This is a genomic window from Arthrobacter sp. V1I7, from assembly GCF_030817015.1.
In the GTDB taxonomy this organism is placed as follows: Bacteria; Actinomycetota; Actinomycetes; order Actinomycetales; family Micrococcaceae; genus Arthrobacter.
Map to the genome: position 1 here is coordinate 4,623,669 of NZ_JAUSYS010000001.1, position 15,821 is coordinate 4,639,489.

Genomic DNA, 15,821 nt, shown 5'->3' on the forward strand with positions numbered 1-15,821 from the left:
GCTTGATGGTTGAGATTACCCCGGCCGAGCTGAAGGCCGCCGAGTCCATCTTTGGTGGCCGTCTGGACCTGGCGAAGCGTTACGTTGAGCACCTGGCTACTTCCGGTACCGAACGGGGACTGATCGGGCCACGCGAGGTGCCGCGGCTATGGAGCCGGCATGTGCTGAACTGCGCCGTCATCGAAAGCCAGATTGCCCATGGCAGCCATGTGGCGGACGTCGGCAGCGGAGCCGGACTGCCGGGCCTCTGCCTTGCGATCGCCCGCCCGGACCTTGAACTGACCCTGATCGAGCCGCTCGAGCGGCGCGTCATTTGGCTCCAGGAAGTGGTCGATGACCTGGGCCTCGAAAATGTCACGATCATGCGTACCCGAGCGGAGCTCGCCGTCGGAATGGTGGACGCCGATGTGGTCACCGCGCGGGCCGTTTCGGCGCTGACCAATCTCGCGGGACTCACCATTCCGCTGCTGGCCGGCAGGGGCGAGGTCGTTGCCATCAAGGGACGCAGCGCCGGCGAGGAAATAGAGAAAGCCGCCAAGGTGATCCGTAAACTTGGTGGCACCGAGACGTCAGTGGTGCTGGTGGGCGGGGACGTCCTCGAGGAACCCACAACCGTAGTCCGGATCGTTGTGAATAAGCCTCAAAAGATTGCCTAGCATCCGCCCCGTCTCCAAGGAGTTCAAGGCGAAGAGGTTAGGCTAGTACCCGGCAGCAGACGCCGAATGAGAGTGAGTGTGTCACAGTGACAAGCAGCGAAACCTCCACACAGCGGATCCCCCCGTTTGTGTCCCTGGGGTCAGCACGGTCCTTTGTTGCGCCCGCCATCACCCACAACTTATCCGGGAATCACACGGCATCGGTTGCTAGGAATGCCGAGAAGGCCAGTGTTTCACGTGAAACGGCCGTCTCTGCCAGCGACAACGTGCTGGACTCCATCGATGATTCCAGCCCCATCGCCCGGGAACTGGCGCACGAAAACAAACGGCGCGAACGCCTTCTGGGCCGTGAACTGCCGAAGCCGGAGAAGACCAGAATCTTCACCGTGTCTAACCAGAAGGGCGGCGTGGGCAAGACGACCACTACGGTCAACATTGCTGCCGCACTGGCTGCCGCTGGGCTCAATGTGCTTGTGATTGATATCGATCCGCAGGGAAACGCCTCCACTGCCCTCGGGATCGAACACCATGCCGACGTCGACAGCATCTACGACGTGCTGATCAACGACCTCCCACTGCAGAAGGTAGTGGCGCCTTGCCCGGACATCGAAAAGCTGATCTGCGCTCCGGCCACCATTCACCTGGCCGGCGCGGAAATCGAACTAGTCAGCCTCGTGGCCCGCGAGCAGCGGCTTCGCCGCGCCATTGATGTTTACGCCAAGGAGCGGGCCAAGAACGGTGAGGAACGCCTTGACTACATCTTCATCGACTGCCCGCCGAGCCTGGGGCTGCTGACTGTCAATGCGTTCTGCGCGGCCAACGAGGTTCTGATCCCAATCCAGTGCGAGTACTACGCACTGGAGGGGCTGAGCCAGCTCCTGAAGAACATCGAAATGATCCAAAAGCACTTGAATGCGGACCTGGTCGTTTCCACCATTTTGCTGACCATGTACGACGGCCGCACGAACCTGGCCGCCCAGGTGGCCGCTGAAGTGCGTGAGCATTTCCCGGACCAGGTCCTCGGAGCCGTGGTTCCTCGCTCCGTCCGCATCTCCGAAGCACCCAGCTACCAGCAGACCGTCATGACGTACGATCCGTCGTCGAGCGGCGCGCTGTCCTACCTGGAAGCCGCAGCGGAAATCGCTGAACGTTAGAATCACTTTCAAGAATTGCAATAACGAGAGCCCGGCGACGCCCGGCTCTTCCAATGGAGGGATGTAGCCATGAGCGATAAGCGACGCGGCCTTGGCCGTGGACTTGGGGCACTCATTCCAAGTTCCGCCTCGATGAGCGGTTCCGGAAACGGTTCGGCGCCGTCCCGTCCCGTGGATCTGTTCTTCCCCGAACCCCGGAAGCGGAACGCTGCGCCCGAGGTTCCTTCGGCAGACGAGCTCGACGCCGACCTGGCGGAGGACGCCGCAGAGCCGCGGACGCAACCCACCAGCACTCAGACCGCGGCCGAGAATGAGTCGGCTACCCCTGCCGGCGCGCCGGCCCGTAAAGCACCCGAACACCAGTTCGCCGCAGGCAAGGGTGAGTCCCCCGCCGCCGAGGACGTGACTGATGCTCAGGAAGCCGAGCCGAAAGCCAGTCCCAGGGAACGAAAAGCAGTGCCAGACGTTGGCCGGGAAGTTGAGGCTGACAGGGACTCGGGCGTCGACTTGGTCGAGGTACCCGGGGTTCGTTTCGCGGAAATACCCGTCACCGACATCCATCCCAACCGCAAGCAGCCGCGATCCGTCTTCGACGAGGACGACATGGCGGAGCTCGTGCACTCCGTGCGGGAAATCGGCGTCCTCCAGCCAATTGTCGTACGCACATCCACCGAAGAGGGTGGCGAACCATACGAGCTCGTCATGGGTGAGCGCCGCTGGCGGGCAGTGCAGGCGGCGGGACTGGAAACCATTCCGGCAATCGTCCGTGACACCACGGATGATGATCTGCTTCGCGACGCCTTGCTGGAGAACCTGCACCGCAGCCAACTGAACCCCCTCGAAGAGGCTGCCGCGTACCAGCAGCTCCTGGAGGACTTCGGCACCACCCATGAGCAGCTGGCAGACCGCATCGGCCGTTCGCGCCCCCAGGTCTCCAACACGCTGCGTCTGCTCAAGTTGCCTCCGCTGGTCCAGCGCCGCGTAGCAGCCAGTGTCATCTCGGCCGGCCACGCCCGTGCCCTCCTGGCGCTTCCGGACGCGGCGGCGATGGAACGCATGGCGCAGAAAATCGTTTCCGAGGGCATGTCCGTCCGTGCCACCGAAGAAGCCGTCACTCTATACCAGAACCCCGCCTCGAATTCGAAGAACAACATCCCTCGTCCCGGTGCCCGGCACGAGCGTCTGGACTACCTTGCATCCTCCTTGTCCGATCGACTGGACACCAACGTCAAGATCTCCCTGGGTGCACGAAAAGGACGCGTCAGCATTGAGTTTGCGAGCGTTGAAGATCTGAACCGCATTATGGATGTCCTCGCGCCCGGGCCTTCCAGCTAGACCGCATTCCGCTGTCGCATTCGAGGGATCCTGTTTCACGTGAAACAGGGTCCTTTGCTGTAGTCGCCCTGTCGTGAGGTTGGCCTCTCCTGGAGTTTCGGTGGACCCTGGTTGTAGTGCACGCATGGGACAGTTCTGGTTTTTACTCCTTCCGGCAACGGTCCGCGTGGCAACTGTCTTTACGAGCACGCTCTCACACCTGGCAGGCCGGATTCTGTCTGGCTTTCCTCGGCCCAGAGATGCAGGATTGCCCCCTTGTGGGCTGCTGCGTTCGCTGCCCTTCTGATGAGTGGTTTGGGATTCTTCGTTAGCGTGGCGGTCTCGGCCATGGCTGGACTTCTGGCATAAGTACCAGCTGTGGATCATGGAGCAGCTGCATGTTTGTTCACTAGTGTCTGATGCTTCGGGTTCAGCGGTAGCGTGTTGTTGTGTTTCACGTGAACCCGCAGGATGATTTATGGGTAACCGGCAGACCGGTATCTGTCTGGCTTACCTTGGCCCAGAGATGCGGGATTTACCCTTATGGGCTGCTGCCTTCGAGGCCCTTCTGATGAGTGGTTTGGGATTCTTCTTTGGCGTGGCGATCTCGGCCATGACTGGACTTCTGGCATTAGTACCAGCTGTGGATCATGGAGCAGCTGCATGTTTGTTCACTAGTGTCTGATGCTTCGGGTTCGGGGGTAGCGTGCCGCGTGATTCACGTGAAACGTTCGGACCGCAGCATGATTCATGAGCGTCCGGGCCGACCGGCATCTGTCTGGCTTTCCTTGGCCCAGAGATGCGGGATTTACTTTGTGGGCTGCTGCCTTCGAAGCCCTTCTGATGAGTGGTTTGGGATTCTTCTTTGGTGCGGCGATCTCGGCCGTTGCTGGACTTCTGGCATGACTACCGGCTGTGGATTATGGAGCAGCTGTATGTGTTCGTGCACTAGTGTCTGATGCTTCGGGTTCGGGGGTAGCGTGCCGCGTGTTTCACGTGAAACCTTCGGACCGCAGCATGATTCATGAGCGTCCGGGCCGACCGGCATCTGTCTGGCTTTCCTTGGCCCAGAGATGTGAGATTGACCCTGGGGGCTGCTGCGTTCGAGGCCCCTCTGATGAGTGGTTTGGGATTCTTCTTTGGTGCGGCGATCTCGGCCGTTGCTGGACTTCTGGCATGACTACCGGCTGTGGATTATGGAGCAGCTGTATGTGTTCGTGCACTAGTGTCTGATGCTTCGGGTTCGGGGGTAGCGTGCCGCGTGTTTCACGTGAAACGTTCGGACCGCAGCATGATTCATGAGCGTCCTTTTGTTGCAGAAACCACCGAAGACCGAACACAGAGTCAGACGGTGGATATCCGCCGTTCCGGACCGGCAGCCTTCTTCGCCATTGGCCTGCGGACCTCGCCGGATTCGTAGGCCCGCCCAGCCGTTTCACGTGAAACGCGATGCCCCGCTGAGCACGCCGGTTTTCGCTGCCGGTGCTTCTACTCGTGGAGGGGCCGACGAGGCCGTCAAGGGGTGTGGCCACCAAAAATCCCTGACGAATGCGCCCGGTCCTCCTGTCGACTTTATCGGAACGCCAAAACATCACTTGGGGGTTGATTTGTTCGTTTTGTTGATGCCGCCCTAACTGACTGCACACGTCTAGACCGGGGCCATCTAAGAGGACCTGGACGTACACGTTGAGTGGATTTCGGAACCCATGATGTCGGTTTCCACCGATTTGCCGGCTCGAGTAACGCCGCCGGCAGTCGGTACTATGGCTGCATCTCACGGCGTCGCTGAAAGCCCGCCTAGACACCGCGCTCCCGATCCGTAGCTGCGTACGGAGAGTGTCCTCCCTCCAAGAGGCAGCATGTCGCGATCTTGAGCGCCCACCAGAGACCCGGGCTGGCCGGGTGGGCGTGATAACCCAGCTTCGCCTGGAATCGCGAGTTTTGGCCGGGGCGGGGGGGCCACATGCTCGGCACCACTCCCCTGCGATGCAACGGTTAGTTGACACGCGGGGGTACTGCGCTGGTGTCGGCCGCGGTCCCGTCCTCTGCGGCCTGGTGCTCGTAGAGGGTTGGCTGTCGTGTGGGATCATGATTTCCGCTTGGACGGTTGCGACGATGTAGACAGGCTTCGCGACGCCCTGAACAGAGATCTGTTCTTGCCGCAGCTTCAGGTCGGAACTGCGGCGGCGAAGGCTTGGACTGGCAGGGGCAGACCGCGTTGCCACGCAGCGAATTTGGCGAACTACACGCGGCCATGCGTGGCGACAAATGAAGCATCGCCGTAAAGTGCCCGGCCGGCGCCACGCGTGATTCACAGCTCGTTGCGACTAACCGGCCGTCATGTTGGGACTCTGCGTGTCAGCTGCGGGGCGGCAGAAGCGAGATGTTTCAAGACAACAGCCCCGCGGCCACTCCGCCGGATGTTGCCGCTACGTCTTCTGAACAAGAGGTCGTAGATTCTGGGCGGCGTGCTGGGATTGCTACAGTCCTGGCGGGTTGGACGTGGGCAGGGGCGAGTATGGCCTGGCTGGGCAGGGCCCCTGCCCACGTTGCATCGTCGTCCGTCCTTGAAATAGGCGCCCACTACTGGACGGGACCGGGAGCGGTCCGGGGCTACATAGGGAGGCGAGCAAGGCGGGGCCGTGGAACAGCCCAGGCATGATCGGGTCCAATGGCGCAGGCGAATGTGGTTATGGTGGCGCTGCCTGACGCGTGCTGGGTGATCCCGTGCCTTCACCGATCCGGACTGCAGCATCCCTATCCACACCAGCCGCCCTGTGCATGAGGCGGTGGATAACTTTGTGGATAACTCTGTGGACTACTGGTCCGAAGGTCTCCGGGGGCGCGTGCTGGGCAGGACCTGCAGAAGGCATGGTAGCCCAGTCGCCTAGCCGAACGATCCCCGATGGCGATCTCGTTTCACGTGAAACATGGGCGGCCCGATTCCGTCCACGCACAACACGACGTGAGTACTAGAAATATCGCAAGATTCCGGTTAATTTCGGCCTAATACGGGGCTCGTTCCGGTTGCCCTGGGCTGTATCCAGCTCCCGACGCCAGCGTCGGTCAAGTAACTCCAGGGCTCCCGACTTCACCGGCGCTGTACTCCGAGCCAGGTACCAGGGGCGTAGCCTCCCCTTCTGCTCCGACGGTGGCTGTGAGAAATCACTCACCCCCTGTGGATAACTGTGTGTATAACTTCTGTGGACAACTTCAAGGCTCGTGAGATGCCAGCGCCGGGAAATGGAGAACAGGATCTCGGCCAGCGTCGTTTGTTCAACGTTTGATTCCTCACCCACCTGATTTAGGGCCTCATTCCTGACCCCAGGAAGTGGAGTCGCACGACATTCCTGAGCACCAGGGAGTGGAGTCGCACGACTTCAAGCAGCTAGGTCACAACGACCAGGACCAGGATCACTCACCCTCCCCCAGATCCGCGAACGTGTACGCGATCCAGATTGCCAGAACGTTGCAGCGCATATCTTTAGTCCCCTGAGGTGCTATGCCGGTCACGAGATACCAGGAGCTTGGTGTCCCCTTCTGCTCTGACGGAGGTTGTGAGAAATCACTCGTACCCTGTGGATAACCGTGTGAATAACTTCTGTGGACAACTCAGAAGCGCGTGAGATGCTAACGCCGGGAGATGAAGAATAGGCTCTCGGCCAGCCTCGTCTGTTCAACGTTGATTCCCCGCCCATTCTGATCCAAGGCATTATTCCTGAGTACCAGGGAGTGGAGTTGCAAGACATTCATGAGCACCAGGGAGTGGAGCCGCAGGACATTCCTGAGCATCAGGGAGTGGAGCCGCAAGACCTCGAGCAGCTAGCTCTCAACGACCCGGACCAGGATGACTGACCCTCCTCCAGATCCGCGAACCTGTACGCGACCGAGAGTGCCAGAACGTTGCACCGCCCATCATTAGTTCCTGAGGTGCTATGCCGTTCACGATGGCACCAGGACCAAAGTCAGCCGCCGACTCTGGTCCTGCCCTCCGCAATGCTCCGGTCCACGATCTCCGTTCACGGTCCGCTCAGGCACAGGGACGGATCCGAGACAAATGGACGGACTCAGGCCGGGGCCGCACCGGGGGTCCCCTAGATCCCCTAACCTGGAAAGACTCACCCTGCGGCCTGTGTCCGACTCAGTCTGAGCACCAAGCACTCAGCGGCCCGACCACCGGATTCCCTATAGCTCGGGCATGCGCCGGCGCAGGGTGCTTGGGCACGCCATGACGGACCGTCTTGGTCTACGGTCGGCGCAGCCAAGTCTTCTGGTGCACCGCCCTTGTGCAGCATGCTGCCTGTGCGCCGGGGCACGAGGCGCAGCTCCTGCAGGAGTCGGAGCCAGGGTCATGTCAGTCCCTAACCGGAGCCGGCTGGAGTCAAGGACGGCTGGGTGGGACTCCGGTGGGTGCCTTGCGGCCCGCGTGTATGGCAGCAATAGCAGACCTCAGCGCCACATGTCCGCTACAGGTCCTCAACGCCAAAGGACCGCCGCTGTGTGTGAATCATGAGACAACAATCGCAGTTTGCAACGACCCTCCGAAGAGCTTCCAGCAATGAATGGCTTCGGGTCCAGGCTTAGCAACGACGTCTCCCGTGAGTTCGCACCAATCCCCCAGAAGCGTGGCACCATGTTTCACGTGAAACTGCCCGGAACGTGTTACTCCGAAACCTATTACCTTTTACCTCGTTGGCACAGACCAGCAGCGATGAGGCTGAACTCGGCGAGCACGCGGCGGGCTGTCTTCGCTTGCGAGGACAGGAACGGACACAGATGCCGTTTTACAGAACCCGTACCCCGAGCATGCAAAGTTGCAGGGCCTTGCTGGTGGCTGCAGATCGGTGGGGGTCCGATTGCGCCGGCGACCCGGGGACCCGCTCGCGCTGTTCGGCCGGCACTCGTGGCACGCCCGAAGCCTTTTGCCGTCCACGACTTAAGTGATAGGCAAATATTAATTCCTTGAATCGCTGATGATCGTAGCGGCGCTTTAGGCAGCGACTCTTGACCTAAGGATTGACCTTGACCTCCAAACGATTCCCCACAATCTCAGAGTGGGCCCAGATGACGCAAGCGACGGAATTCGGTCTTGTTTCACGTGAAACAATCCAGTGCGGACGATCTGCGAATATCCAGATTGAGAGATTGAGAGATGGACCGGGTTCTCTGGCCCAAAGGTCGTGAAATGGCGCAAGCGGCACCTCCTCGATGGTGTCCAGGGGCTGCGTGACGCGCCGTTTCCAGGGCCGCGAACCGGAGATCGATCCGCTGACGCTCATTGCCGAAATCCTGGTCAACGATAGGAACCGCCTGCAGAGCCGGGGATACTGCATTGGTCCGCGCGGAGCACGGCCGAGCGGTTCGGGATCTCCTATTCGTCCGTGGCCCGGACCCGGCGCAGATGGAAAATCCAGCCGCACCGCGTTGAGACCTTCAAGTTCTCCACCCATCCGCAGTTGGAGGCCTAACTGCACGACGGGGTCGGGCCTGTATATGTCACCTCCCAAGAACGCCGTGGTGGGCAGCGTCGATGAGACGAGCCCAGATCCAGATCCTGGCCCTGGACCGCACGCGTGCGAACCAGTTGCTGTCCACTGGTCATGCGTTCCAGCAGACGCACGATTACAAGCGCAACGGGACCGAGACGCTCTTCGCGGCCCCGGACGTGCTCACTGGCAGCTCAGTCAGTGCCCACACCTTCTGCCAACGGCACACCAATACCGGGTCCGTGGACTTCCCGGGCCAGGTTGCGGCCGCTCCGCCAGTCGTTGAACTGCACGTCATCTGCAACAACTACGCCACCCACAAGCATCAAAACGCCAGGTACTGGCTGGCAGCCAACCCGCAGACGACGCTGCACTTCACCCCGACGAGCTGCTTCTGGCTGAACATGGTCGAGATCCTCTTCGGGCTGTCGTCTGCCAACCGATCAGCCGCGGATCATTCCACTGGGTCCACGACCTCGAACAGACCATCGGGACCTACATCGCCGACTACAACGAAGGCGCCCAACCAGTCCGCTGGATCAAAACCGCAGAATACCTACTGGACAAGATTAAGCGGAAGCAAACAACCAACACGCGCCACCAGCTGCTTGCTGCTATTGCCGGTGGAGAACCCATATTGCTTCTTCCCACCCTCGCACGATCTCGCGGGTCCGGCGCCGCTGTTTCACGTGAAACGGGAGCGAGCCCGAACTGGACGCAGCGGGTTAGAAACCACGTAGCGAATCGCCAGCAGGGTTTCCCGTTACACAAATTCGGGCTGTTCCGCGGCTTCCGGAATTCACTGACCCTGGTGATGCAAAGCCCGGGGTATCGCTCGTGCCACAGCACTGGGTCCCCGATCGGCCCCTGCCGCGGTGTTTCACGTGAAACACCGCGCGAAAGACAGCAAGCAGCTCCCGCAGCGGACACTGTTGCCTCTCGTAAAATGCGGGGTCCTCCCCACGTTTCACGTGAAACATACTTGATTGGAAGCTGTCCGCGCAAAGGGGTGACCCTCCTTCGAGTGGGTCCGGAGGAGTCTGTTACAGAGCCGAGCCTTGTCTGCAAAAACCCGCGTGAACTCAACCCCCAACCGGTGAAGGACAGGACCGGCGCATCTACTTCCAAGTTCACTTTACCGGTGGCGTCGGCCCCATTCAGGCGCAAGCTTAACCGAGAGGAACTGGACCATAAAAAGAGGTCCCACTTCCAGGAAGTGGGACCTCAATGGCCTGCCGCAACTGATCACGGCGAAACCATCGAACTAGGACAGTACGTCCGCGAACTCCTTCTCGAAGAACTGCTTGGGCCTGGCACCGATTACCGTGCTCTTGACCTCGCCGTTCTGGAAGAGGTAGACGGCCGGGATGGACGTGATGCCGTACTCGGCGGCGATGGCCGGGTTGTCGTCAACGTTGACCTTCACGACGTTCACCTTTTCGCTGTACTCCACGGAGATCTCGTCAAGGATCGGCCCCAGTTTGCGGCACGGTCCGCACCATTCGGCCCAGAAATCCACGATGACGGGCTTGTCCGCTGCCAGCACATCTGCACTGAAACTGGCGTCGGTTACATCTTTAGCGTTGCTCATAACCTTGTCTCTCTCTTCGGTTGGTCGTGGTGCGCCGTTAGGCGTCGAAGTCGGCGAGGTAGTGTTCGACGTCGAGGGCGGCCACACACCCGGACCCCGAAGCCGTGATGGCCTGGCGGTAGGTGGGGTCGATGACGTCGCCGGCGGCGAAAACACCCTTGAGGCTTGTCTTGGAAGTACGCCCCTCCACCGCAATGGTTCCCTCGGGGGTGAGATCCAGCTTTCCCTTGACGAGGTCGGTGCGCGGATCGTTGCCGATGGCCACGAAAACGCCAGTGACCGCCAGTTCAGTTTCGGTACCGTTCAGAACGTTCTTCAACCGCAATCCGGTGACTTTGTCCTGGCCAATGACGTCGTCCACGCCGGTGTTCCAGATGAAGTTGATCTTGTCGTGGGCCAGGGCGCGGTCGGCCATAATCTTGGAGGCCCGCAGGGTGCCGCGGCGGTGCACCACGGTGACGGACTTTGCGAACTTGGTGAGGAACAGTGCCTCTTCCATGGCGGAGTCGCCGCCGCCAATGACCGCGATATCCTGATCCTTGAAAAAGAAACCGTCGCAGGTTGCGCACCAGCTGACACCGTGGCCTGAGAGGCGCTTTTCATTCGGCAAGCCGAGCTCCCGGTAGGCCGAACCAGTCGAAAGAATGATGGAGCGTGCCCGGAAGGTCTCCCCCGTGCCGATGGTTACAGTCTTAATGTCGCCGTCGAGGTCCAGTTCGGTTACGTCCTCGAACTGAATTTCAGTGCCGAAGCGGGCGGCCTGCTTCTCGAAGTTTTCCATCAGGTCCGGGCCCATGATGCCATCAGGGAATCCGGGGTAATTCTCGACGTCAGTAGTGTTCATCAGTTCGCCGCCGGCGGTCACTGATCCGGCCAGGAGCAGCGGATTCAGGTTGGCGCGTGCCGTGTACACCGCGGCGGTGTAGCCCGCGGGGCCGGAGCCGACGATGATGACATCACGTACTACGGACGCGGTGTTTTCTGCGTTGCTCACTGAACGGTGAACCTCTTCCTTTGTCGATGCGCCCGCCTGGGGTGGCCGGCCACATGGCACAACTACTACGTCGTGCCGAATATTCCGATGGAACCGGGCATCACAAAAGGACGCCACGGTTCAGGGTACCGCCCCGACGAGGAAGTCGCGGTGCCGCGGGAACGGTGTGACGGGCGGGCTACTGGACTTTGATCTCGGCGAGGCGCAGGCCAAATCCGTAGCGTGTCTTGGGGGCTGCGAGCTTGGGAAGCGTCTTGATGGACACGATGACGTACTGCGCGGTGACTGGCTCCTGCAAGGAGATGGTGAGATCCGGAGACGTGAAACTGTTGCTTCCGACCTGCTTTGCTCCCTCCAGGGACGGGCGGTCGTTGGTGAGGACGCTGATATTTCCACCGGAGGCGCCCAGCTGGCTCAACGTCACCGAAGAGACCTGGGAGGGGCCCTCGAGTTTGACCACCAGCGGCACCTCAGTGGCGAGGCCGCCCCAGTTGTCGGTGGCGAATTCCATGTCGGACCAGTAGCTGGCGCCGTTTCCGTCAAAGGTTTTGGCCAGATCGGCATCATACGTCCCAGCGAAGTCGAAGTCGCCGCTACGGGTGACTCCCTCGATAGCTGGAGGTCCGGCGACAGGCGCGGACCCGGCGGTCGACGACGGATTCCCGGAGCCGGCGGCCGGGGTGCTGGCCGAGGAAGTGCCGGCGGCAGGCTGCGGGCCGCTCTTGAAGAGGCTGCCGAGGTTGGTCACGGCAAAAATCAGGCCCACGACCAGGACGGCTGCCAGCAATCCGCCGACGAGCCAGCGCATGGAGCGGGGTTCGCGGCCGGGCCCTTCGTCCTCTTCGTAGTCATCCTCATCCGTCTCGGCCTTCCGCGCAGCAGCGGGAAAATTGCGCGGCGTGCGGTCCTGTTCCGCGGGAAGCAGGACTTCACCGGCGGCGTTCCCAGCTGCGGGCTGAGCCTGTTGGGTCCGGCGATCCTCTTCAGCGGACCCGTCATAGTGGTAGTCGTCATCGGACCACAAGGAAACCTTCGGTTCGTCCGCGGATGCTTCCGGACCGGGTTGCGCCGGGGCGGAAGGCACACCCGGCTGCATTGTGGTCGGCTGAGAAGCGCCCGCTTTCTGAACCGGCTGGGGAGCCGTCGTGTGCGGCGACGCCGTCCGGGGTGCGGTCATCGGGGGCCTCTTAGGCCCACTCGCAGCAGCCATCCCGGCTGCGGCGGCTGCCGCAGCTCCGGCGGGCGGTGACAGGGGCGACGTCGGGCGAGAGGGTTCGCGGGACGGCTGGACCGGCGGAGACTGTGGCTCGGCGGCCGCCCGAGGCTGCTGTCCGTAGTCGATGTAACCGGCGTCGACTTCCTCATCGTCATAGAGGCCGTCGTAGGTTTCGGGTTCTTTGGAGCGGGCCTGTCCGAAGATCTCGCTGCCCAGCGTGTCCGTGAAGAACGGTTCGACGTACGGAGGGTTGGAGGAGACCACAAGATCCAGCAAGTCGGCCGCGGGGGTGTGGTTGGTGATGAGGTACGTGGTGAGGTCGCTGACGCCCAGATCGAGGATCTGCACGTGTCCCGGCCGTTCTCCCGTCGCCACCTCGCGGGCACTCCTGGCCACCTGGTCGGCGTTGTCCGGGCCGGCCACCAGGATGCTCACGGAACGGTTGAGCACCTGGTCGACGCCGTCCAGCACCAGATCCTGGTCATGCGAAGTCAGTACGGTGGCAGTGACCTTATAACGGCCACCTAGTACTGATCCGACATCGATCGGGTGGGACACGGGCTCCTCCTAGACTGTCCGGGAACTGCCGGCCTGACCACTTCATCAGTGACCGCAAGCCCCCGGTAAAGCCGGTTGACCCCTGGTCTGCAACTCCCCTTGTTAGTCTTCGATCCTAGCGGATCCAGTGTCCCCGCCGCGGAAGCACGGCGCCGGTACAGGTCCAGGCCTTATTTTTTCTTCTTACGGCCGAATGGGAAATACGGATTGTGACCTGCCGGGCCCTGGTACGTCCGACGGCCCGGCAGTGGGACGTTGCCCCGGCCGAGACCGCCCTCGGCCGAACTGGGCAGGTCTTCGGCCGGCAGGTACCCGCCCTCGGGCCCGCCTGGCCAGCCGGCGCGTTCCTCGTGCCCCCGGATGTCCGGGCCGGCCCGGAAGGACGCGGCGTCGAACTCACCGGAAATTCTGGGGATCAGCCCCGTGTCCACCGAGACGGTGGCCCGTTCCGGCCGGGCCGGGACCGTTCCGGCGCCCTCAGAGGCCGGGCCACCGGCGCTGCCGCCGGCGACGCCTCCCTCGGCACCTCCCTCGGCGGCCGGGCCGGATTCGGTCTTTGAATCGCGCCGGAACCGGCCCAGCAGGGGCTGCAGCAGGTCCCGCAGTTCGGTGACGCGGAAGAGTTTCAATAGGACAAGGTAGGCGGCAAGCATGAGGGGGCCGACGACGACGATCGCCACCAGTGCCGCAAGAGGGCTGCTCCAGGCGAACCCGTCCGGGCTGTAACTGCCCAGCAGCCACAAGGCCAGGGCGCCGACGAGGGCGGAGCCAAGGGCAGCGTAGCCCATCCTGATGTAGGAATTGATGATCCGAGGGCCGTCCAGGTGGCCCAGGAGCCGGCGCAGGAAGATGGCGCTCACGATCACGGACAGGATGTTCCCGCCGGTATAGAGGATGGCGATGGCGAAGATGATCTGATCAAACGGCAGGAACTGGATCAGGAAGGCCGCCACCACGTTGACGAGCGCCAGCACCAGCTGGATGAAGAACGGCGTCCGTGCATCCTCGTTGGCGTAGAACACCCGGGACATCATGAAATTTGCGCTCATGAACGGGGTGCTGAGGGCAAGGATCGTCAGCGTCTGGGCCAGCATGACACCGTCCTGACGTTCCCCTCCGGAGAAGAACATGCCCAGCGGTCCGGCGAGGGCGAACAGCGCCAGTGCCCCGAAGACCGTCGCTACGGCCATGGTCCTCAATCCGTGCGACAGCGCATTGCGCAGTTCGTTGTGGTTCCCGTCCTGGGACGCCCGGGTCATGCGGTTGAAGAGCACCGTGGCAAGGGACAGCGCGATGATCGAGTGCGGCAGCAGGTAAAGCTGGCTGGCCACTTCCAGCACGGCGTTTCCCGGCAGGGTGTCCGCCGCGGGGTCACCGGTTTGTTCCAGGCGGAGGCGTTCGGCACCCGGGATAGTGGCGATGCGCATGACATAGAGGAAGGCCAACTGCCCGACGGCGGCCGTCGCCAGGGTCCAGACACTCAATCTGGCGGCCTGCCCCAGTCCCACCCCGCGCCAGCCAAAGCGCGGCCGCAGCCCGAGCCGGAGCCGGAACACCGGGACCAGCAGAATGGCGGTCTGGGCCACCACTCCGATAGTGGAGAACCCGGCCACCAGGAAGGTCTGGAACGAGTCCCAGGTGTCAATCGTGTGGGGGTTGGCGGCGTTGGCACCCATGATGCCAATGAACATGCCCAGTCCTGCAATCGCCACGATATTGTTCAGGATCGGAGCCCACATCGCGGGCCCGAAGGCGCCGTTGGCATTGAGGATCTGGGTGAGCAGGGCGTACAGGCCGTAGAAGAAGATCTGCGGGAGGCACCAGAACGCGAAGGTGACAGCAAGGGCCTTTTGCTGCGGCGAATAGTCCTGGGTGGTCAGTTCGATGACCCAGGGCGCCAGCAGAGTGACGAGCAGCGTGAGGGAGAGCAGGACCAGCACGGCCAGGGTCAGGAGCCGGCTGACGTAATCCGCACCCCGGTCCGGAGCCCTGCTGGCCTTGATGATCTGGGGCACCAGGACGGCATTGAAGACGCCGCCTGCCACCAGCAGGAAAATCAGGTTCGGCAGGTTGTTCGCGTTGATGAACGTGTCGTTGACCGTGGAGCCAAGACCCAGGGCGGCTGCCAGCAGCCAGGTCTTGCCGAACCCCAGGAAGCGCGAGACGAGGGTGCCCGCGGCCATGATCGCGCTGGAACGGGCTTCTCCGGTGTGGACAGCTTTGGGATCGGCGGGACCGGAGGGCGAGGGAGTGGGTTCGGCTGATGACATCGTCTTCATCGTCTCACCCGGTCATGGCTTTGTGGCTATCCGTGGCCTGTCCCAGCCGCTTCGGCGCCTCTAGCGTTGTTCCGGAAGGACTTCCTTGGCGAGATCCGCGATGCGGCGCTCGTTCGAAAAGGAGAGTTTTCGTGCCAGTTCCTGGATGGGAACCCAGGCGACGTCCACGGCTTCCTTGTCCGGATCGTTTTCGATCGTGAGTTCCCCGCCGGTGGCCTGCAGCAGGTAATGGTGGACGGTCTTGTGGACGCGGTGCCCGCTGACGGTAAACCAGTAATCGATACTGCCCAGCGGCGCGAGAATCTTGCCCTCTATCCCGGTTTCCTCGGCGATCTCACGCACCGCGGCTTCCTCGTTGCTTTCCTGGCCTTCCGGATGGCCTTTCGGCAGGCACCATTCCAGCCGGCCGCCCCGGTTGAGGCGGGCGATGATGGCAACGCGCAAAGCGGCGTCGGATGTGTCCACAACGACGCCGCCGGCGGAGATCTCCTCCACGGTCGGCAGGGATGCCTGTCCCGAGTGCTGGACAGGCGCGACGTTGGCACCGATTGCCGATGGCAACGGTGCGGTTGT

Annotated in this window: 9 protein-coding genes; 4 read left to right on the plus strand and 5 right to left on the minus strand. The window is 62.1% G+C overall.

The genetic code is table 11. The features are described 5' to 3' along the window. The first annotated feature begins 5 nt into the window (after window positions 1-5). The 4 genes from rsmG to QFZ69_RS21365 all read left to right on the plus strand — a co-directional run bounded on the left by rsmG (window position 6) and on the right by QFZ69_RS21365 (window position 9,350). The gene (gene rsmG, locus QFZ69_RS21350; protein ID WP_306914319.1) at window positions 6-656 is read left to right on the plus strand and encodes a 16S rRNA (guanine(527)-N(7))-methyltransferase RsmG; all 651 of its coding nucleotides are present in this window, start codon (window positions 6-8) and stop codon (window positions 654-656) included. Window positions 657-742: 86 nt separating this feature from the next. Continuing rightward, a complete protein-coding gene (locus tag QFZ69_RS21355; protein WP_306914320.1) occupies window positions 743-1,810 on the plus strand; it encodes a ParA family protein in 1,068 nt (355 codons plus the stop codon). A 69-nt stretch (window positions 1,811-1,879) separates the two neighbouring features. After that, a complete protein-coding gene (locus QFZ69_RS21360; RefSeq protein ID WP_307000424.1) occupies window positions 1,880-3,145 on the plus strand; it encodes a ParB/RepB/Spo0J family partition protein in 1,266 nt (421 codons plus the stop codon). A gap of 5,509 nt (window positions 3,146-8,654) precedes the next feature. Further along, window positions 8,655-9,350 carry a transposase gene (locus tag QFZ69_RS21365; RefSeq protein ID WP_306914323.1) on the plus strand — a complete coding sequence of 232 codons (696 nt, stop codon included), beginning with the start codon at window positions 8,655-8,657 and terminating at the stop codon, window positions 9,348-9,350. A gap of 524 nt (window positions 9,351-9,874) precedes the next feature. Here QFZ69_RS21365 and trxA read toward each other — a convergent pair. From trxA to QFZ69_RS21390, 5 genes are all read right to left on the minus strand, one after another. Continuing rightward, complete coding sequence (gene trxA, locus QFZ69_RS21370) at window positions 9,875-10,201, minus strand: thioredoxin (protein ID WP_306914325.1); 327 nt, start codon at window positions 10,199-10,201, stop codon at window positions 9,875-9,877. Between the two features lie 37 nt (window positions 10,202-10,238). Beyond that, a complete protein-coding gene (trxB, locus tag QFZ69_RS21375) occupies window positions 10,239-11,195 on the minus strand; it encodes a thioredoxin-disulfide reductase (RefSeq protein ID WP_306914327.1) in 957 nt (318 codons plus the stop codon). A gap of 178 nt (window positions 11,196-11,373) precedes the next feature. After that, a complete protein-coding gene (locus QFZ69_RS21380; RefSeq protein ID WP_306914329.1) occupies window positions 11,374-12,969 on the minus strand; it encodes an ABC transporter substrate-binding protein in 1,596 nt (531 codons plus the stop codon). A 170-nt stretch (window positions 12,970-13,139) separates the two neighbouring features. Further along, on the minus strand, window positions 13,140-15,248 hold the full coding sequence (gene murJ / locus QFZ69_RS21385) for a murein biosynthesis integral membrane protein MurJ (RefSeq protein ID WP_373461750.1): 2,109 nt from the start codon (window positions 15,246-15,248) through the stop codon (window positions 13,140-13,142). 60 nt (window positions 15,249-15,308) lie between these two features. Then, entirely contained in the window at window positions 15,309-15,809 is a 501-nt protein-coding gene (locus tag QFZ69_RS21390; protein ID WP_306919534.1) for an NUDIX hydrolase, read from the minus strand. Window positions 15,810-15,821: the final 12 nt, after the last annotated feature.

Bases quoted from the DNA above. Each gene is read 5' to 3' on its own strand.
- rsmG (WP_306914319.1), top strand. From the start codon at position 6: ATGGTTGAGATTACCCCGGCCGAGCTGAAGGCCGCCGAGTCCATCTTT.
- QFZ69_RS21360 (WP_307000424.1), top strand. From the start codon at position 1,880: ATGAGCGATAAGCGACGCGGCCTTGGCCGTGGACTTGGGGCACTCATT.
- QFZ69_RS21365 (WP_306914323.1), top strand. From the start codon at position 8,655: ATGAGACGAGCCCAGATCCAGATCCTGGCCCTGGACCGCACGCGTGCG.
- trxA (WP_306914325.1), bottom strand. From the start codon at position 10,201: ATGAGCAACGCTAAAGATGTAACCGACGCCAGTTTCAGTGCAGATGTG.
- murJ (WP_373461750.1), bottom strand. From the start codon at position 15,248: ATGAAGACGATGTCATCAGCCGAACCCACTCCCTCGCCCTCCGGTCCC.